Raw genomic sequence first — 19458 nt, forward strand, 5'->3', positions numbered from 1 at the left:
AAGGGAGTGAATCCCCGGGAGCATAGCTAACTATGTGACCGGGGTGAGCGAATGCAGCCAACAAAGAGGCAACTTGAAAGATAACGGGTATACAGAAAGAATCGACCTGAGCCCGGAGACAGGAAGGGCTTTACGCCCCTCCTGTAGTTTCTCCTGCTAAGCTCAAAGCAGAGACGGCACCAATAACGCCTGTGTGGCCTGATGGTATTGCGGCAAGTGCTCGCTGGCACCGCCGATATCAGGGAATGAGGCCATAGCCTCGCTCAACTTCGCCAGGTTCGGCCCATCCGCTTCCGGGACAGCAGCAACTGCATGGGCCTCGATGACAGGTTGCCTGCTGGCCCAAGACAACTCCACCAATCCTCCTTTGGTGTAACCCGGCTGGGTAAAGTTCTTGACCAAGTGGTCCACGCTGATCATCGACGAGGAACCTTCCAGCTCGATCTCTAGATGCCGGTGCGTCATCGCTTGGCTACCAAATACCTCACGAATCACCAAGGTCGTACCATTAGCCGAGTCAGTCAACATCAGGTCATCCTCGTGGCGGCTGACAAGCATTTTTTCCGCATCAGCCACCGGTATGATCAAGCGGTCCAAAGCCTGGCCCGGGTCATCGTTGTCAATGATCACCGTGCGGTAATGTGACCACATCGCCTGATTGAGGCGGTAGGTATCGTTATCAGCACCGCCATGCAACACCACGCTATCAACACCGACAATCAGCGGTGGGGTCAGATCGTCCAGATGACCGCCCACGCCGCCACCCTGAAGCAACAGCGACGAACCAATACGCTCGACGCCGGTGTAGTGGTTCAGCTTTCTCACACCGCCTTCCTGAATCCAGTACAGTGACTGGTTCGTTGGGTTGTACACATACGCGCCCATCTTCCCGGCAGCAACTCCGACAAAACGCAGGTTGTCTGCGGCAGGGATGCTATTGCGGGAAAACACCTGACCACTGCCGATATCGAACCAGCCTTGCGTGTTATCGCCTTGCAAGGTCAGCACGCCTTTGGCTCGCCACTGACCGGCGATCTTAGCAAGCGCCTGTGGCAGACGGGCGAAGTTATCCTGTTGCCAACCTTTATCGACGGCAACTAACTGCAATTTGCCGTCATTGGTTCGTAGCAGGATCTCGCCCTTGACGGTAGTCAGGCGCAGCCCGGCATCAACTTGCTCCGCCGCTTTGAGGTGCAGTTCAGGCGCCAGCTCACTGGCAGCGGGAAGCTGTGCCGAAACGTCAAGCACCTCGTCGGTACCGAACGCGTCAGCCAACTCATCAGCAGTCATAGGCGGTTGACGATATAACTTACCACTGGCGGGTTCGAACAGTCGCATGCTGGAGCCGTCCGCGTCGAATCCCAGAAACTGTAGATGCTTGTCTTGCAGGGGAGCGGAAGCCACCACGACCTGACCGTTGTGGTACCACACCGGTAGCAGACTCTCGCCATCGGCGCCCTTAACCCCGAACACCGCCAGTGTGGCTCTGTCGCCAGTAACACTCGCCAGATCCTGCCACCAGTGGGAACGTCCCTTGAGCCAATGTTCGTTGACCGCTTCGTAGTTAAGCTGCCCCAGTGCATCAAGCCGGGCCACTCGCCCATCCTCAGTGACGGCGATCAGGCTACCGTTCAGGTTAACCAGATTGGCCAACGCCGGAGTGCTGATGCGCAATGCGCTCGGCTGATTGGCGTCAAGTACCTCCGGCCCGGGTCCTTCCTGACGGAACAGGGCTTTCTGCTGCTTACTGTAGAAAAAGAACACTTCCGCGCCAGCGGGACGAGTAATGCTACCCGCCAACACCAAGTCGGCCGGGATTTGCCAAGCGCTGCGGGTCTGTTCGTGCTCTTTGAAATACAACGTCTGATCCGCCGGCGGCGCCAGATTCGGCTTGATTAGCGTACCGTCGCTGGTACGTATCCAGTAGCGGTGCGGCACGCCAGCCGCATCCACGCCGAACACCGTGACTAACGCCGCGTTGGTCGGCTTGATCAACAACCGTGCGTCCAACGTATACGTCGGAGTCTCACGCTGTGTGCCATTGCTCTCGTAATCCTGGAGTATGGACTTGAGCTCATCACTATGCCGGTCAGTACGTGCCAAAAACTGGAGCAGCGCATCATCACCCACCACACTGACCAACTCCATTCGGTCACCGAGGATTCGGTCATCAAAGATTCGATAGCTCAGTTCAGCTTCCCGCTCCTTTAGCTGATAACGGCGCGCCAGATAAACCGCCCCCCCTTCCTGCCATAGCCGACTGATCTTGCCTGCATTCTGGTTGAACCACGGCTCAAACTGCGCGTCGATCTGTCCGGTGGCGGCGTTTACTCGCCACGCCGCTGCATTGTCGGCATCGAAGAAATAGGCATGGTCACCTATCACCGCCCCTAGTTGGGCATGTCTGGCCTGTTCGTGAGTGGTATCGGTGAATAACATCCGCTTTTTGGCTACGTCATAGAAAGCTCGACCAACATTACGCCCATTATGACTGTAGTTCTCCACCACTACGTACTGCCCGTGCAACTGATGCGCCTTGGCTAAATCACTTAGATGCTGCTCGATTTGCTGGCCGGGTATCTGCCATTTGCTTGCATCTTCACTTACCACCTGAGTTGTCAGGTCGGTAAAGTCAACTTCGCGCACCTCGCCCTTGCCATTGACCACCAATACCTGTCCGCTCTGGGTCGGGTCAAGTTCTACCACAACCCCGCCGACCATCAGTTGGTTCTTCGACACGCTGATGCTGCTACTGGCGAGTTGGCTGCTATCGATAATCCAGCGCGACAACGCACTGTCGCTATCACTCATGAGCTTAACCCGGGTGCCTTCGTTGAGGCCGATCAGATATTCGCCGCCCGCCCCCTTGATCTCGTAGCGCAGAAAACCGTGCAACTCCTTCGGCAGCTCAGGTACCACCAGTTGCCGGTTGCGCTGATCGAGCACCACCTCGATCGGGGTATCGACGTACTCATGATGAATCCTGCGAATCGTCTCTTCCCCCGGAAAGATGTAGAAGTCGTAGTCGAACCGCTTGTCTTCCTCAAGCCTGCGGATCACGTCAAAGCCGGCATCATGGCGTGTGGTGGCGCCGGGGAGCAGCATGTATTCGTAACGGATGTAGGACTTGGGCGTGCCCGGCAGGATCACAACATTGCTGTCGCCGTGCTCGAGGGTCTGGGAAGCCTTATTATAACCAATGCCGCTACGCACCTCGATCGCCTGACCACGGTCCTGGACCATTCGAGGAAAATCACCAACCCAGAAGAAATAATTGATTTTCCCTGAACCGGTAGAGCCGGAATGGGTGCGGTAAATGTACTGGCTATCGAAGACTATCTGGTTATTGTGCAAGTCGAGACGCTTGACCACCGCCCCCGGCAGGGGTACCAGCACCTCTTTCTTGTCGTCATATTTATAACCATTGTTCTTGTAAGCCTTATCGACTATATCGAAGTAACGGCCTACCGCCTTAGCATCCTCGGCGACCGCGCCAAAAGCCTGCGCCAGTGCCGTAAAGCCCACCGCGAGTCCGCCAAAAATCACCCCGACCCCACCAAGAACTGCCCCGGCCGTCGAGGCGCCCATCAACCCGGCCCCCACCCCGGCGGCGCCAGTGACGAAGCTAGCCGAATCGAATGCCAACTGGGTGCCGAACACCGCCTTCTGTACGTCATTCTCGGCGTGAGCCAGCTCATAGGCATCCAATCCAACCATAGCGCCGCCAAACAACACACCGGCGCCTTCATTAACAATGTGCCCTAAGGTAGAGGCAAAGTCTTTGAGCGAGGTTTCAGCGGCTACCACTTCGCCGCGCAGCGCGGTACGCACCAGTTCAGTGACCTTAGCCACGTCCTGTACGCCACCATGAGCCATCTGGACAAAGTTAAGGTAGCTGTGGACTTTGAGCGCAGTGGCTAAGTCAGGCGAAGCGATCCCATGCGCCACGTCGTTACGGTTTTTGTCGGCAAACCACTGGATCAGCGTCTGCACCGCAAACCCGGCGTTCAGCCCATCAACCGGAGCTGCTTCATTGACACCCGCCTTGGGTCGCATCTGGTTACGTTCGAGGGTGAAATGTTGGCCTAGGGTGAGCATATGTTCATCGACAAAGCGGCGGAATTCGATAAAAGCGGCATCGCCGCTGCTTACCCAACGGGTCTCCTCTGGCTGGTCGCGATTGATAAACTGAACCCGGTAGCGGCCTTCGCCCAAATCCTGAGTATTGCCAATCACTGGCATCCAACGCTGGTCAAGACTATTTTCCCGGGCGAGACGTATACTGGCCTCATCGAACTTTGCCCCCCACTGCTCGGCATCAAAGGTCGCCAACGCCGTGTGCAACCGGGTATCCTCGACAATCCGAGCCTGAGCGTTGACCGTCTGCTCAATCTGCCGCCGTTGTTCTATGACCGTAGTCAATTCACCGGGGCGGGTCAGGTCGGCCACATCCAGACCATTACCCACCGGTACCTCGGCCATCTTGCCGGCATCGATCTCCACCAGGTTGAAGATAGGGGTCGACTCGTTGCCAAGCGCACCGTAATGAACAGCCAGTTTGCGCTCCACCAAGTGTTGCTTCATGGCCTGAGAGAAGCTAACTGTGTCGTTGAAGGCAAAAATCCCGACATTCGGGTCATAGAAATAGTAACGACGCCCTGCGGTGTCGACCGTACTCCCCACCATCATCGAGTGATTCAGGGTATTGAGCGCGAACGTCGAGGTCCCAGTCGCCTCTTTCAACAGGGAAACCACCTCGGATAATTTGACCTGCCCCAATGCCGTTGATGCCTGTACGGCCTCAATATTATTAGAATGCAGCCTGATCAGACTGTTCTTGAGCAGCGTGGAACTGCCTGCCAGGGGATCGGCGGCAGCCAGGAAGAGTTTTTCCACCAGACTGTTGATACCCGCCTCGCCCCTGCTAGCTAGCGCTACCGCCATAGCCCTGACCAGAGGGTAGCAACGACCGCCGGATTTGTCGCCGACCAGCGACAAATAAAAGTCCTGCGGCGCCAGACGGTCAAAGCTACTGCCAGCGCGATGAAAGTCCTCATTGTACACCGCCGCCCGCTTCAACACCTTGTCGATGTACTCGGCCTGACTGGCTTCAGTGATGCGGCCGCTCAAGGCTCCTTGTTGCTCAGGGGTAAGATGACCTTTGAGAAACAGACGCTTCATCTCCAGGGCTGACATTTTGTCATCCACCTTCGGAATGCTGATGTTACGGAAGTTGCGCAAACCATCGGTAAACGCGGTACCCTGCACGCCTCGCTGATAAGCTTCGGCGATCGCATAACGCTCGCCCACGCTGCCGGTATGCTCCTGCCCGCTATTTCGGATAGACGTATCGTCAATCCGCACCACAGCCGCTACGCCGTTCTTAGCCTTGATCTGCTGCCATAACCAGCTTTGTTCGACCAAACTCGCTTCACGCAGGACTGTATCGTATTGCGCCTTGTAATATTCCAGTGTGATATCGACCTGCTTTATCTGTTGGTCAATCAGGGCGCGCCGAGTGGTATTGCCCCGCTCCTCATAGAGTTTACCTCGCTTGTCCATCAACTGTTTGATGTCAGCATTGAACCGGTTGTGAACCTCAGTGCGAAGTTTGGTCCACGCAGCAATCGCCGGATGATCAGGAGAAAACTCTCCCTCTGTGTAGACACCGTCGGCGACCCCTTCAACTGGCACCCCGAACTGAGCAGCAACCTTTTTCAGTTGTTGGTGGACCTGCTCGCGGTAAGTGGCGAATTGAGCCTGGTTGCGTTCAATGACTTGACTGCCTGCGACCTGGATCGAGAGCGAATCTTCGCCGCCGCGCAGTTTCGGCCAGAGCATCTGACCGTCTCGCTGATACTCCTGACGCTGGAACACGAGTTGCCATTCTCCATCGACGTACTGCATGTACGCTGCGGCGAGGTCTTCAGTGGCGCCGGCTACCCGGTAATCTTTGTAGTCCACAGCCATGACCACATTGTCGTACAGCAGCGAGCTATTGACCCGACCGTCGCGGTAGACCCGGTAGGTATTCTCGTCAAGACTAGTCACCACCAACGAGCCGCCCGACAGCGTTCCGGTGAACAGAAAGTTCCTTATGGTCGCATGCTTGGGAATATCCACATAAGCCGGCGACGCATTAGCCTGATCGACGCTGCTGTAGCCAAGGAAATACACCGGCACGCTGTTAGTGTCTCTTGCCTTTATATCGTTGGCGCTTCTATCGATGTATTCGAGCTCGTATAAACCTGACTCGACCTTTACCAACTGGGCGCTCCCTTCTGCCGAGAGACGCCCCGATCTGACTAATGTCTCGGCGCTGATGGTGTTGGATCTGGCGAACAATACTGGATCGGCGACAAACTGATAGATATCTGCGCTGCTCTGGCGGGGTTCAAATCCATCACCTACAGGCACCAACCCGGCCTTAAGTTCGAGATCCCTCACCGCCTGCCCCAACAGCGCCGGCCTTGGACCAATGATGGTAAAACGCGGTGGATGGAACTCATCAGCCGCCGACAAACCCTGATTGACGATCGGCAGAACTCGCGCCATCACGCCGTCATACAGTTCACCCTGCAACACCCTCTTACTGCCCTCAGCGCGGTACTTGTCGAACATCTGCAATATGTCCTTGCCGATACTGTCCGCACCTTCCGGTTCGTAACGCGCGGCGACATAGAAGGTTTCGAAAAACGAGTGATAACCGTTACGGATCATGAAGGCTGCATTGGTCATCTGGAACTGCCAATACTGTTTGACGCTCAACTTGCCACCGAACAATTCCGGCAAAGCATTGCTGACAGTCTGGGTGGTCCCGGAAATCCCCCCCACGAACGGAGTGTCCAGATCATGCATGTAGCGGGTGGCGCCATTCTTGGGATCTGGACGGAACTGGTTGTAGCTGCGGTATTTATCTTCCTTGATCAGGGACGAACCCTCTTGATACGCCGGCTCCTCAGGGTGGGTATTGAGGATCAGGTACGGGTCGGGCTGATTCAGCCGGTTATTGATTATAACCTTGTCTTCCCCCAACGCAGCGTGAGGATTGACCGGAACCGCAGCCTTGGAAAGGCTATCGGCTACCGGGCGCAAAACATGGAACAAGACCTGTTTACGTAGACTTCTTCCCTCATTGCTTAACAACGCCGTCTCAACCTCTGGACGCCATTGCGCATCGGCGCTCTCCAGACCCTGCGGACCGGTCAATAACAGGGTGAGCAACTTACCATCCAGCAAATGCTCAACCGTAGCCTTATCGAAGACCTGCACTCTCGGGTTGCTTGGATGCTGTGCTGCATTGGCGCTGGCGACCCGCCGGGTTTCCTCTTCGATGGCCTGAATACGCCATTGTTCGTACAGCGGCGCCAGCAGCCCCTTAGCCTGAGCAATATCACTTTGCACATAACCACTTTGCAGAACCTTGTCCACAGCCGGGTTCTTCGCCAGTTTTGTCGCCAGCTCGAACAACAGCGGGTCATTATCGGCGCTCTGCCAGACCGAAGCGGCGAACGCTTGTTCCCACAGCACCTTATTCAGATTATTGCCCTTGATATCGCGCATGCTGTTACGCGTGTGCTCCGGCGCCAACACCCCTGCGGGGGTGATGTGGTTGCGTTCGAGCAAACGCAGCAACTGCTGCTCGAACGCCGTGCGCTCGCTGCTGTCTTTGAACAAACGACTGGCCTTCGTTCCGCCGTCACGCAGTTGCTCCAGCTTCTCGAAAAATGCAGCGTTGTATTGATACAGTGCGTCGGTCTGAATCTTGTTCAAGTGACTGCTGCTCACCTTATCGCCGTCAACGGTCATCACCCCAAAAGGCGTCGCGGACAGGTAACCGTTGTCCTGAGGCATTTCCAGCAAGTATTGGCGATTGGCAAAACCGACCGAACGTTCCAACTCATGAATATTGACGAAAAGTCCGTCACGGTCCGGGTGGTAATTATTCTGGCGAAACCCCTCCAGACCGATAGTCTGGAAGCTGGTGATATCCGCATTCTGGTTGATCAAGTCACTCAAGGCGCTTGCCAATGGCACCTCACGGGGAAGTGTGGTATTCAGGGCCTGACCGGACACCTGAATCCCAACCTGATTCGGCACCTTGCGGTCAACATTGGTCAGCAGCATCTTGTGACCGTTACCCAACAACTGCGCTTTGAAACCTTCACGCAAGGTGCTTTCCGAAACCAGATAGTTGGCAAAGTACTTCTCGACGAATGCGGTTTTGACCAGCACCGAGCGAATTGGCGCATAAGTCGGCGAGCGCGAGGATGGCGGCTCGCTCTTGAGCCGATATTGCTGTTGCCAGGCTAGGGAGCGAGCAGCGGTGCCGAAGGAGAAGTTGAGTACCCCGTCCGTCGGCACGACCAGCCTGCCGTTCTCCAGGAAGAAATCCTTGAAGCGGCCATCAGTGCTGGCATTGACCAGCGCGACGTTCATACGGATGTAACCCGGACGCTCCTCCATCATCAACAGTGAAATATTTACCGGTAGATCATCGGAGGCCCGAGGCGCCTTGGTCAGTGTGTTGAGGGCCGCAGCCTCTTCCGTAGAGGATGCCTTAAGCAAGGCGTTGTAGCGGGCATTAACCTCCTTGTAAGCCTGTAACTCGGCAAACAGCGTCACGTATCTCTGGCTGAATGTGGAATCGGCCGCCTGTATGGTCAATTTCTGTTCCAGACGCTTGATCTCGGCATTCAACCTGATCTGCTTGCTCTCTGCATCCTCTCTCAGGGTCGCCGCACTCAAGGTACTGGAGCCGCCGGGATTAAGCGTGGACAAAACCTTGTTCCAAGTGCTGTCAAAATGCGTCATGGCCGTCTGCTGGCGACGGTATAACAGGATGTCGCGGTCCAGTTGCTGTTTATAGGCATTGATCGCCGGAGTGCCGGCCACATCGTTCATCTGCTGCCGTCTTTGCTGCAATGTCTGTAACTGGTCGCTGACAGAAACGGGGTTGTCCTGCATCTGAAAATGCTGAGCAGCCAGCACACTCAAGGTGCTCTGCTGCATTTCCTGTAGCCGCTCGTCTACCTGCCTGACGTAGTCGGCACGCTCATCGGGGCTCATGTTGAACCATTCGGTTTGACGATCTGCCGCCTTGATCTGTTGATCGATCAGGGTATTGAGTAAATGCATGAAGTCTTTGGATATAGAAGCCATTACAGTAATCCTTTGTCTGTTTTTAAGCAAAACCCTTTAGTAGCAAGTCTCATGGTTCTTTAAGTTCGTGAATATTGGATAGCCAACATCTATTTGCTCTGTAGTTGTGAGCATGATTATTTCCTTATATTTTTCGTTTATATTGCAGATTATATGAATGATAACATCGAATTATAGTTACAATTGTATAAATTTAAATATAAATTATTATAATTTTTAATTATTCATATATATGATTATTCCATGTTAAAACATTCCCCAGTCATATTGTTGAGTTTTTTATAGAACATTAAATAATAACGAATTTTAGGAGGGTTATTTGTTAGCAAATTGTTATATCTGATTTTTAGGAATAACGAGATAATCTTACTTCCATACCGTTATTTACAGTTTGGTCGATTTCCGCCGGGACGAAACCGTAAGTTTCTGTTCAAATGCCACCCGCTGGTCCATACTTAATATTGTTAGTACGTGCCAACACTCTAAGAAATTAAATCTTAATAAAATCAGATTGAAATAGTGAGGAGTTGTAATATGGGTATTATTCACGTTACCAACAGTATGAAAGAGGATACGATTGAAGTTGCAATTAACTACTGGAGCACTGATTACGCACGATTCACAGTGTCGGACAATTATTTTAATATCACGCCGGAACATTTTAGGGCTGCTTGGTTTGTTGACGATTGGCGCGGTTATATAATGTCAATCAAAAAGCTAGGAATTACATATTCATATTTCATTTTACCTGACACCAAAATTATCGTCGGAGAAAATCGGGTGACAGAAAATGAGTACGTAATAAGACCTTTATTGGTAAGCTAGTTCATTTATATTTAATGTTGTTAGTCCGAAACAGCATCCTAATAAATCAAATCTTAATAAAATCAGATTGAAATAGTAAGGAGGTTGTAATATGGCGAGCATGATTCACGTTACCAACAATACGAAATGTGACACGATTGAAGTTGCAATTAATTACTGGAGTACTGATTACGCACGATTCACAGTGTCCGACGATTATTTTACTATAGCTCCTGGAAATTTTAGATATTCTTGGGTTGTCGATGATTCGCGTGGTTATATAATGTCGGTCAGAAGACTAAAAATCATATATTCATATTTCATTTTACCTGATACTAAGATTATTGTCGGAGAAAATCGGGTGACAGAAAATGGGTATGTAATAGAACCTTTACTTGTAAGATAATTCATTAACTTGATTGAATATATAAGATTATATACCCTATGGATTTCAAGATGCATCGCGACGGCAAGGGAGCGAATCCCCGGGAACATAGATAACTATGTGACCGGGGTGAGTGAGCGCAGCCAACAAAGAGGCAACTTGAAAGATGACGGGTATATACCCAATGGATTTCAAGATGCATCGCGACGGCAAGGGAGCGAATCCCCGGGAGCATAGATAACTATGTGACCGGGGTGAGTGAGTGCAGCCAACAAAGAGGCAACTTGAAAGATAACGGGTATAAATGATCCAATATGACCCTCGTCGATGACCGTCCACATGGTCACCGAATTCAATAATAAAATCACTCATTGCCAATAAAATACCGTTATTGCCTATTTCTATAAAACTAACCTACACCGGAACAACCGTAGGATTAGCAAGTAATTTCCGTAAATTGCGCATTTCCCTTCCTTGATTAATCGCAACAGCGCCCACTAAGACTTCATTTTCTGTACCAAATAAAATGGCTTTATCTGATTGCAAATCGCCCTGAATATGCCACTCTTCAGCCTGCATGTTGCCAACCATCTGGATGTTAATACCCCACTGATCAGTCCAGAACCAAGGCGCCCCCGGCTGCGGAGGTTGCAACCCCATCATGGCATGCGCGGCGATAGTCGCCTGACGGTTAGCATTTTCCCAAGTTTCACGGCGCTGGAGATCACCTGTCAGCGGTTCTCTCTGGAGGCAAACATCCCCGGCGGCAAAAATATCCGGTTCAGAAGTCTGGCAACGGCTGTCAATGACGATACCGCCATTAGTCACTAAACCAGCATCAGCAGCCAGCTGATCCCTGAATTCAGCGCCGATACCATAAATAATAATATCCCCGATCACCTTTTCACCGGTGTTCAATATAAGCATTAATTCACTCCCTTGCTGTTGCGCGGAAACAATATTGGTATCAAGGAAGAATTGCACCCCCTTTTCCTGATGACGATTCAAAAGATAATCTTGCAATAACGGAGGAGCGCAACGCCCCATGATGTTGTCCGCCTGTTCGATAACCGTAACATTTGCTCCCAATTCACAGGAGGTTGCCGCCAGTTCCAAGCCAATCACGCCACCACCAACAATCAAAATCCGTTTGTCTTTTTTCACCGCCTGGCGTAAACGTTGCGCATCATCCAGAGTTCTCAGGGTATAAACATTTTCACCCAATTTATCGAGTAGCGGGAATCGTCTGGCTCTTGCTCCCATTGCAAGTAAGAGTTTGTCATACCTGAGCTTGCCGCCATTTTCTAAAATAACGCAATGTTTCAATGGCATAATCTGGCTGACCGCCTGACCTATGCGCAAATCTATCCGGTTTTTCAGATAAAAATCTTCGGAGAAGAGATATTTCGGCGCTTCCTCTGGGTTGATTAAATACTCTTTTGATAAAATTGGCCGCTCGTAAGGCGCATGATATTCCTTACCAATTAAAATAATATCGCCATCAAATTGTTGCTGCCTTAAGGTTGCGGCGGCCATCGCCCCCGCTTGTCCTGCTCCAACGATAATAAAAGTCTGATTCCGCATACTACGCTCCTATCTGAGTTACAGGTTGAGCACTGACCATTGCCATCCCTGTCAGCCACTCCTTAATAGGTTGGTAATAATGCCGTTGCGCTTTATATTCGCCGTAAACAGAAAGCGCCGCAAAAGCCGCAATCCAACAGCGAATTTCCTGTCCACCTTTCCCACCCTGAATGGCGATTCCTCCCTCCGTTAATGAAGCAAGACGCCGAATATCGCCACTACAAAATATACGTAATAACTCGTCATCCCACTGTGGATTCAACGGAGCAACGACATTCTCGCCACGAGCCAACGATTTTCCAACCTCAATTACCCGGTTTTGCCGTTTTTGACGCGCTTCTTTTGTCGGATTTCTCCCGGCAATCAACCCTTCTTCAACTTCCGGTGGAACTTGTCCCATCTGTGGTATCGGAGGGTCATGTGATAAACCACCAGAACCTAACAACAATACCCGCTGATCTGTGGTGAATAGGAATTGACCAACCGCACGACCTAACGCAACAACACGACGGCATGTCGGCAACGGTTTAGCTGCACAATTAATAAATATCGGGATGGTTGGATAGCGCTGTAAATCTTGACAAAGCAGCATCAAGGGTTGAGTAAAGCCGTGATCGGCCTGCATACGCCAAGAGTGAGCCACATCAATCCCTGAATCATATAAGGCAGAAATTAACTCCTTCGCGGTGTTTTCAGGAACATCGAGTGGACCTTTACCAATATCCCAATCCCCTACTGCATTCGCCCTTACTCCAACGCAAAATGCCGGCATTAGATCATAAAAAAAACCATTAAAATGGTCAGGAGCGAAAATCACTATCAATTGCGGGTCGTAAGCCTTTATCTGTTCAGCCAATTGCTGAAAAACTTGCCGAACATGCTTTTCTGTCGTTTCAGGCGGAGAACCAAAATCCATCAAAGGCGTGTGTGAAGTACAAATTAATTTAACGGTCATTTGAACTCTCCTTTTTGTTCGGAGACATCACTCCCGCTGTAGTTTGGCGAATGCCGCGGATACTTAATCCTGCATCAGCCGTTATCATCACCCCCGTTAAAGTACGGTTATTGGCACGAGAAGCCAGCATCACATACGGGCCAGTGAAATCTTTTGGCTGAGGCGTAAATTGCAAAGGTAAAACTGCACCGAAACTTTCTAATGACAGGTTATCTGTAATACATCTATCTTGCTGAGATAACGTGGCAGGTCCACGAAGATCACTTGGCATACCGCAAGGGGCAACGCCATTAACCCTGATAATTGGCGCTAATTCATAAGCTAGCTGGCGGATCATGCCGACCGCGCCGTGCTTGCTGGCGGTATACAACACACCGCCGCCGCCAGAAAACCATGACGAGTTTGACAACGTAAAAATCATGCTGCCTTCTGATGCGGTTAGCGCCGGTAACGCGGCTTTAGCCCCTAAAATGTACCCTTTCAGATTAACCCCCATCAGCTCATCAAATCCTTTATCAATCTGCTCTGGTGAAGCATCCAGTAGGCTGATTTTGTGATCCCATATCCCGGCATTACCAACAAAGCAGTCTAGTTTGCCAAAACGCCGAACAGTTTCAGCCACTGCTCGTTCATTATCCTCAAAAGAAGCAACATCACCGTGAATAACACAGATATCTTTACCAAAACAGTGCGCCAGAGCTGTCGCTTTTTCTGCCGATAGCTCCAAAACGCCCACTTTAGCTCCTTCAGCAATAAAACGTTCTACTAAAGCCAAACCTAAACCGGAGCCACCGCCTGTTAATAAAATGACTTGATCTTTGATCCAACTCATTATTACTCCTCCGATACAGTGATATAAATGTTTCCGTCTTTAACAACAACAGGATAGGTCTTCAATGGATCTGTTGCAGGAAGGCAAAGCGCCTTCCCGGTTCTGAGACAAAAACTGGCCGTATGCAGTGGACACTCAACTGTCGCATTGTCTTCCAAATACCCTTCGGATATAGAGGCATTACCATGACTGCACCGGTCATCAACAGCAAAGAATTCGCCATCATAGTGAAACAGCGCAATATCCGGTGTGTATTCAACCTTACGCGCTTCTCCATCGGGCAATTCTTCAACAGTACATACGAATAATTGACTCATCAGAATAAGACACTCAAGTTATGGAAAGTTAAGACTGCCTGATCCAAGGTAATTTCACGTTTGCAAATCAGCCAGCTATCCGTTTTCGGATTACGGCGAACACAATCCAGCCGCTTACCAACATAAAAAGCTTCATCTCGCTCTTTTTGTGAACGGTACAGCAAATAATTAGACTGAACATGAAATTGGTCAGGCGAATCCGTTTCAGTAATCACTAAATTTGTCAGTAAATGACGTGTACGAGATGGGGGTTCTTCTGCCCATGCCATACCGGTTTCCAACCGGGCAATCCGACGTTCAAGCTGAAATTTATTGTCATTAAACAACCAAGTGGTTGGCGGCTGGATACTCTTACGGCGATCGCGGGTTTGAGCATTAACAATGGTGCGCATGGTATAGCTGAGATCTTCTGACAACAGCTCAAGCCAATCACGAAATTTCCACTCATCCAGTAATGCAATTTCGTAATACAAGAACTGGCTTATTTCATAATGCAGTTCCGGCGATACCCTTTTTTCCTGATTGACGATTAACTCTTTCATTTGACCAACTCCTGCTGATAAGCCCGGCTTTTTTCCTCTACCTCATCCCAGGTTTCACTGGTGAGTAAGTCAGCCCAACGCTGATACATGCCACGGGCAACGGTTTCGGAAAAAACATAATTGGTCACACCCGGAATTCCATCATCCCGCACTCTTTCTTGTCCCAATCTCATTTCCATACACAATACGCTGTTACGGGCTTTGTAACCTCTAAGGACCTTCTGAATTTCTACCCAATTTTCTGAATCATCCTGTTCGAGAAAACCTGCCGGACCAAACGCACGGGTAGTGCTGTTCTCAAAAGCGGATTTTACTTCTGGGGAAGCTGCTTTATCGGCAATGCAGAATGCCCAAACTTCCACCTGATCCGGTCCACGTGGATGCCACACCCGCATAGTTGCAGTACCGTTAAGCCAGGAAAGTGTCGGGAAAATATTGTTGTGACCGGCAAGACGCAGTGCTCTGACTTTTCCCAGTCGTTGCTCTGCCTCAGCATAGGTGTCACGGTAGTAACGGGCAACGGCGCCATCAACCCAAACGTTGGCATCGGGTTTTTCGGTCAAGAAAAATCCACAACCGTGACCATTCTGAGCAAATTGCACGGCATCTTTTGCCGTTTCCCAAACTGGCCGTGAAGTCTGATCAGCACCTAATGCTTTTTTATCGTCGCCATCTTTTACGCTCAAAACCTGTACAGCGGAGGCATGACTAAATAAAGCATGGTATTGATCGCCGGCAAACTGTTCAGCAGGTAATTTCCAGTTACAATTGATCACCCACTTTTGCACACCACCAATAACTTCTGTTCCTCCTTCGCGGCGATCAAGCACACCATCAAGATACCAGGCTATATCACCGAGATAATCAATCAGGGAGGGTGCTGTCGTATCCCAAGTACCAAAAATCAATCCCTTATAACTTTCCACACACGGCACTTCCTGAAGTCCCCATTGCTCTTTGCAAAGCCCATGTGGATAAGCACATGCTTCCAACGGAACGTCAATTAATCGCCCATCTACACCATATGACCAACCGTGATAAGGGCAAGTAAATGCACGGGTATTACCGCTATCCGCGTAACAAACCCGCATGGAACGATGGCGACACTGGTTAAGGAAAGCTTTGACGGAACCATCTTTCTGGCGGACAACAACAACACTGTCCTCTCCCATATAAGTATTGAAAAAATCACCCGGTTTGGGGATTTGGCTCTGATGAGCGAGAAACAGCCAACAACGGCCAAATATTCTTTCGAGTTCTAACTGATAGAGTTCGGGATCGATATAAATCTGAGGAGTTACACGACCGGCTCGGGCATCAATCAGGCGGTAAATATCTGAATCTTTGCTCAATGTCATATTATTCAATCCTCATGTAAAAGAAAGGTTGACTTTTTGCCAACATGCAAAATGAATGCTATTAATAGATTAATATTTTGTGAAATACATTGTTTGTTTAAATTGAGACTTTTTTTCGATATGTGAGGAAACGGCAATGGAATTAAGACACTTACGCTATTTTATTGCGGTGGCAGAAGAATTAAACTTTACTAAAGCCGCAAAAAAGTTACATACGGCACAACCGTCATTAAGTCAACAAATAAAAGATTTAGAAGATTATATTGGTTCCACACTATTAGAGAGAAATAAACGTAGAGTCTCTCTAACCAAAGCGGGAGAAGTTTTTTTCCAACAAGCCAAGCTTATTCTTGACAATGCAGAGAAAGCAAAAAAAATGGCCCGTAGAGCAGCACAAGAACAAATTGTGCTAACTATTGGATTTGTTCCATCTGCGGAAGTTAAAGTATTACCTGAAGTCATTCCAATATTTCGCCTGGCTCATCCTGAAGCAAAAGTAGAACTTATTAGTTTATTTAATCCAGGACAAGAAGAGAAATTATTACAAGGTGACATTGATGCCGCTTTCATGCGTCCACCGATAAAGAGTGATTATATTGATTTTAAAGTCATTCTTAATGAACCGTTGGTGGTTCTGATGCCTGCTAATCACAGATTAAGATATTGTGAGAAAATTTCAGTCGACGACCTACACGGAGAAAATTTTATTACTCCCGATCCAACACAATCTGGCGTATTACAACAAATTATAGAAAACTATTTTACCGAACATAATGTCGTTCCTAATATTATTCAAACAGCTAACAATATGCTATTAATTTTAAACATGGTTAGTCTGAATTTAGGGTGTGCAATAGTACCGCTCTATATTACTAGCATCATGACAGATGCTGTTATTTGTCGGCCATTATCAGGATATTCTCCCACAATAGAGTTAATAATGGCGTGGCGAAAAGATAACACATCAGAATTATTATCTCACTTAATAGATGTTGTTGAAAATAAATACCTGTAAGAATAAAAATAAGCACCATCGTTTTTACCTTTCAGACTAGACATATTAAGTATTAGTGAATGTTACCTGCTGTCGTTATATTAATAACGTATTAACTTAAAATAAATAATGGAGATATCATGATGTCAATATCAGCGAATCCTCAACATAAACCTATACAGCCTGAATTACGTTCGCTTTGGTCGGCTATTGCCAGCGGTGAAATCCATCTACATCATCTCGATGTAAAAGGGATAAAAACCCGTGTTCTTGAAGCAGGCAACGGACCTACTCTGATTTTTTTACATGGTATTGCCGGTCATTTAGAAGCTTATATGCGCAACATTCTGCCACATGCCGCCCACTTTCATGTACTGGCGATCGATATGCTAGGGCATGGTTTCACGGATAAACCTGTCCGTTCCTATGAAATTATCGATTATGTGGAACACCTACGGGATCTGATTGAGACATTAAATCTAAAGAAAGTTCACCTTTCTGGCGAGTCGTTAGGTGGGTGGGTTGCAGCCCGGTTTGCAGCAAAATATCCGCAATATATTCACCGTCTGGTGTTGAACACAGCAGGCGGCATGATTGCTGATCCAAATGTGATGGAACGCCTGCGCACACTGAGTTTAAACGCGGTGAAAAACCCGGATAGAGAAGCTACCCGCAAGCGTCTTGAATTCCTGATGAAAGATCCTGCTATGGTGACAGAAGACTTGGTTGAAGCCCGTTTCGCCATCTATCGTCAGCCAGGTATGTTGTCTGCAATGGAAAACATTATGTGCCTGCAAGATATGGACACCCGTTTACGTAATCTTTTGACCGAAGATGAGCTGGCAAAAATCCAGGCTGAAACCCTAGTGCTATGGACCACACACGATCCGACCGCTGCGGTTTCAGTAGGTCAGCGCCTTGCCGGGCTTATCAAAAATAGCCGTTTTGTCGTAATGGAAAAATGCGGTCACTGGCCTCAATATGAAGACCCGGACACATTCAACCGGCTCCATATCGATTTTTTACTCAACGGCAACAAATAATGTCTCTTTCAGACAAGTGATATTCCAGTTGGAATGTCACTTCTTTGGTTTGATCAGGAGTAACAATAGATGAATAACGTCATAAACTATCTTGGTGAAAAACTATTTCAATCGTGGCAGAGTCGTCAGGCTATCGATCCTATCTCGAATGAATATCCAGAATTAACATTACACGATGCCTATCTCATCCAGCAAAAAGTTATTGTTCGCCGGCTGGAAGCAACCGGGGCACAAATTGTCGGTAAAAAAATCGGTATTACCAGCCAGGCAGTTATGGATATATTGGGTGTCGATCAACCCGATTTTGGCATTCTCACCTCAGATATGCATTACAAAAACAATGCCATTGCACCCATTGAGCAATTAATTGCACCGAAAGCGGAAGGTGAAATCGGCTTTATCCTGAAACACAATCTGAGTGGACCAGGTATTACAGCGGGAGATGTGCTCAGAGCAACAGATTATGTCGTGCCCTGTATCGAAATTGTCGATTCCCGTATCCGTGACTGGAAAATAAAAATTACAGATACTGTTGCTGATAATGCCTCATCAGGATTATTTGTCATTGGCAATGGCTCCCGTCTGCCATCAGAAATTGATTTAGCCGCCGTTACAATAACGTTGGAGAAAAACGGTAAACTGGTTGACACCGGCATTGGCGCCGCTGCCTTAGAGCATCCAGCCAATGCAGTTGCCTGGCTAGCAAATATGCTAGGAACATTGAATATGGCATTGCTCGGTGGAGAAATCATTCTCTCTGGCTCCCTCACTACAATGGTTCCAGTTAATATTGGCGATCAGTTGAAAGTTAACTTACTCGGGGTGGGATCTGCCAAGGTCAGTTTCGCCTGAAAAATTAGCCTTAATTTCTAAACAGGGGTCATAAAAAGCCCCCACTAAAGTTAATAGCAACAAAATTACTAGCAACAAAATTACTAGCAACATAGTAGCAGGGGCGTAAATCATTTATATCATTTCAAGCTTAATAGAATGTACAACTTGTCCGTGGACGGCGGAGAGCCGGAAAATTTTATCTCCCCCACCTCGATTATTTCCCTGAATTTCCTGTGCATTCTTATAGGAGAATTCACCTACACAATATTTGATTGCATTTTCACCTGGAGGACGATAGTAATCTTGAAAAACCCAAATGATATCTCTATACCCTCCTAATACAAATATTCTAAATGCTTTCCAAGACTCACTTTGATCACCAATCCAGGGGACCCGCAAACTACCATGCCAATATCTATTCCTTTCAATCACAGTCCCAACATTACTGTCTTCACCGTTTATAATAACCATTGAATCTCCGGTTATATTCTCAATAGTCTTAATTGTTGTTACAGAGGCCATATGATATTCCTTTCGTTAATATTATTTTTACCAAATTAAATACAGCGATTTCACAAATACAATTTTCCGCATTAATATTGTAGGCAATAAACATCCTTATTAAGAACTTATTTTATATTATTAAAT

At 48.7% G+C, this 19458-nt stretch carries 13 protein-coding genes; 5 read left to right on the forward strand and 8 right to left on the reverse strand.

Features of this window, described 5'->3' with window-relative positions; genetic code table 11:
• Positions 1 to 162 precede the first annotated feature (162 nt).
• On the reverse strand, positions 163 to 9162 hold the full coding sequence (locus V2H77_RS10925; protein WP_341498798.1) for a TcdA/TcdB pore-forming domain-containing protein: 9000 nt from the start codon (positions 9160 to 9162) through the stop codon (positions 163 to 165).
• Positions 9163 to 9696: 534 nt separating this feature from the next.
• Between V2H77_RS10925 and V2H77_RS10930 the strand changes: the two genes are divergently transcribed.
• Positions 9697 to 9987, forward strand: a complete 291-nt coding sequence (locus tag V2H77_RS10930; protein ID WP_341498799.1) for a hypothetical protein — start codon at positions 9697 to 9699, stop codon at positions 9985 to 9987.
• Between the two features lie 91 nt (positions 9988 to 10078).
• On the forward strand, positions 10079 to 10372 hold the full coding sequence (locus V2H77_RS10935) for a hypothetical protein (RefSeq protein ID WP_341498800.1): 294 nt from the start codon (positions 10079 to 10081) through the stop codon (positions 10370 to 10372).
• 393 nt (positions 10373 to 10765) lie between these two features.
• Here V2H77_RS10935 and hcaD read toward each other — a convergent pair whose 3' ends face one another.
• The 6 genes from hcaD to hcaE are packed head-to-tail and all read right to left on the reverse strand — an operon-like array spanning position 10766 to position 15939.
• Positions 10766 to 11935: a phenylpropionate dioxygenase ferredoxin reductase subunit gene (gene hcaD / locus V2H77_RS10940; protein ID WP_341498801.1), complete on the reverse strand. Its 1170-nt coding sequence runs from the start codon at positions 11933 to 11935 to the stop codon at positions 10766 to 10768.
• Between the two features lies 1 nt (position 11936).
• Positions 11937 to 12890: a 3-carboxyethylcatechol 2,3-dioxygenase gene (locus V2H77_RS10945; protein ID WP_341498802.1), complete on the reverse strand. Its 954-nt coding sequence runs from the start codon at positions 12888 to 12890 to the stop codon at positions 11937 to 11939.
• Positions 12880 to 13722: a 3-phenylpropionate-dihydrodiol/cinnamic acid-dihydrodiol dehydrogenase gene (hcaB, locus tag V2H77_RS10950; RefSeq protein ID WP_341498803.1), complete on the reverse strand. Its 843-nt coding sequence runs from the start codon at positions 13720 to 13722 to the stop codon at positions 12880 to 12882. Before hcaB ends, V2H77_RS10945 begins: the two co-directional genes overlap by 11 nt.
• 2 nt (positions 13723 to 13724) lie before the next feature.
• Positions 13725 to 14039 (reverse strand): 3-phenylpropionate/cinnamic acid dioxygenase ferredoxin subunit, encoded by a 315-nt coding sequence (gene hcaC / locus V2H77_RS10955; RefSeq protein WP_139656928.1) that lies wholly within the window; start codon positions 14037 to 14039, stop codon positions 13725 to 13727.
• The gene (gene hcaF, locus V2H77_RS10960; protein ID WP_046394601.1) at positions 14039 to 14581 is read right to left on the reverse strand and encodes a 3-phenylpropionate/cinnamic acid dioxygenase subunit beta; all 543 of its coding nucleotides are present in this window, start codon (positions 14579 to 14581) and stop codon (positions 14039 to 14041) included. The genes hcaC and hcaF overlap by 1 nt, the downstream gene beginning before the upstream one ends.
• Complete coding sequence (gene hcaE / locus V2H77_RS10965) at positions 14578 to 15939, reverse strand: 3-phenylpropionate/cinnamic acid dioxygenase subunit alpha (protein ID WP_341498804.1); 1362 nt, start codon at positions 15937 to 15939, stop codon at positions 14578 to 14580. Before hcaE ends, hcaF begins: the two co-directional genes overlap by 4 nt.
• Before the next feature lie 136 nt (positions 15940 to 16075).
• Here hcaE and hcaR point away from each other — a divergent pair, with 136 nt between their 5' ends.
• The 3 genes from hcaR (at position 16076) to V2H77_RS10980 (ending at position 18828) form a co-directional block, all read left to right on the forward strand.
• Positions 16076 to 16954, forward strand: coding sequence for a DNA-binding transcriptional regulator HcaR (gene hcaR / locus V2H77_RS10970; RefSeq protein ID WP_341498805.1), 879 nt, complete (start codon positions 16076 to 16078; stop codon positions 16952 to 16954).
• Between the two features lie 119 nt (positions 16955 to 17073).
• Positions 17074 to 17976 carry an alpha/beta fold hydrolase gene (locus tag V2H77_RS10975; protein ID WP_341498806.1) on the forward strand — a complete coding sequence of 301 codons (903 nt, stop codon included), beginning with the start codon at positions 17074 to 17076 and terminating at the stop codon, positions 17974 to 17976.
• A gap of 69 nt (positions 17977 to 18045) precedes the next feature.
• Positions 18046 to 18828: a fumarylacetoacetate hydrolase family protein gene (locus tag V2H77_RS10980; RefSeq protein WP_341498807.1), complete on the forward strand. Its 783-nt coding sequence runs from the start codon at positions 18046 to 18048 to the stop codon at positions 18826 to 18828.
• Between the two features lie 114 nt (positions 18829 to 18942).
• On the opposite strand, the gene V2H77_RS10985 is transcribed toward V2H77_RS10980, so the two are convergent.
• Entirely contained in the window at positions 18943 to 19332 is a 390-nt protein-coding gene (locus V2H77_RS10985; protein WP_341498808.1) for a hypothetical protein, read from the reverse strand.
• Between the last annotated feature and the right edge of the window lie 126 nt (positions 19333 to 19458).

The organism is Photorhabdus sp. P32 (assembly GCF_038085095.1).
Lineage (GTDB): Bacteria > Pseudomonadota > Gammaproteobacteria > Enterobacterales > Enterobacteriaceae > Photorhabdus > Photorhabdus luminescens.

What these genes read in the sequence shown, in the direction of transcription:
- V2H77_RS10925 (WP_341498798.1), bottom strand. Translation starts at nt 9,162, where the DNA reads ATGGCTTCTATATCCAAAGACTTCATGCATTTACTCAATACCCTGATC.
- V2H77_RS10930 (WP_341498799.1), top strand. Translation starts at nt 9,697, where the DNA reads ATGGGTATTATTCACGTTACCAACAGTATGAAAGAGGATACGATTGAA.
- V2H77_RS10935 (WP_341498800.1), top strand. Translation starts at nt 10,079, where the DNA reads ATGGCGAGCATGATTCACGTTACCAACAATACGAAATGTGACACGATT.
- hcaD (WP_341498801.1), bottom strand. Translation starts at nt 11,935, where the DNA reads ATGCGGAATCAGACTTTTATTATCGTTGGAGCAGGACAAGCGGGGGCG.
- V2H77_RS10945 (WP_341498802.1), bottom strand. Translation starts at nt 12,890, where the DNA reads ATGACCGTTAAATTAATTTGTACTTCACACACGCCTTTGATGGATTTT.
- hcaB (WP_341498803.1), bottom strand. Translation starts at nt 13,722, where the DNA reads ATGAGTTGGATCAAAGATCAAGTCATTTTATTAACAGGCGGTGGCTCC.
- hcaC (WP_139656928.1), bottom strand. Translation starts at nt 14,039, where the DNA reads ATGAGTCAATTATTCGTATGTACTGTTGAAGAATTGCCCGATGGAGAA.
- hcaF (WP_046394601.1), bottom strand. Translation starts at nt 14,581, where the DNA reads ATGAAAGAGTTAATCGTCAATCAGGAAAAAAGGGTATCGCCGGAACTG.
- hcaE (WP_341498804.1), bottom strand. Translation starts at nt 15,939, where the DNA reads ATGACATTGAGCAAAGATTCAGATATTTACCGCCTGATTGATGCCCGA.
- hcaR (WP_341498805.1), top strand. Translation starts at nt 16,076, where the DNA reads ATGGAATTAAGACACTTACGCTATTTTATTGCGGTGGCAGAAGAATTA.
- V2H77_RS10975 (WP_341498806.1), top strand. Translation starts at nt 17,074, where the DNA reads ATGATGTCAATATCAGCGAATCCTCAACATAAACCTATACAGCCTGAA.
- V2H77_RS10980 (WP_341498807.1), top strand. Translation starts at nt 18,046, where the DNA reads ATGAATAACGTCATAAACTATCTTGGTGAAAAACTATTTCAATCGTGG.
- V2H77_RS10985 (WP_341498808.1), bottom strand. Translation starts at nt 19,332, where the DNA reads ATGGCCTCTGTAACAACAATTAAGACTATTGAGAATATAACCGGAGAT.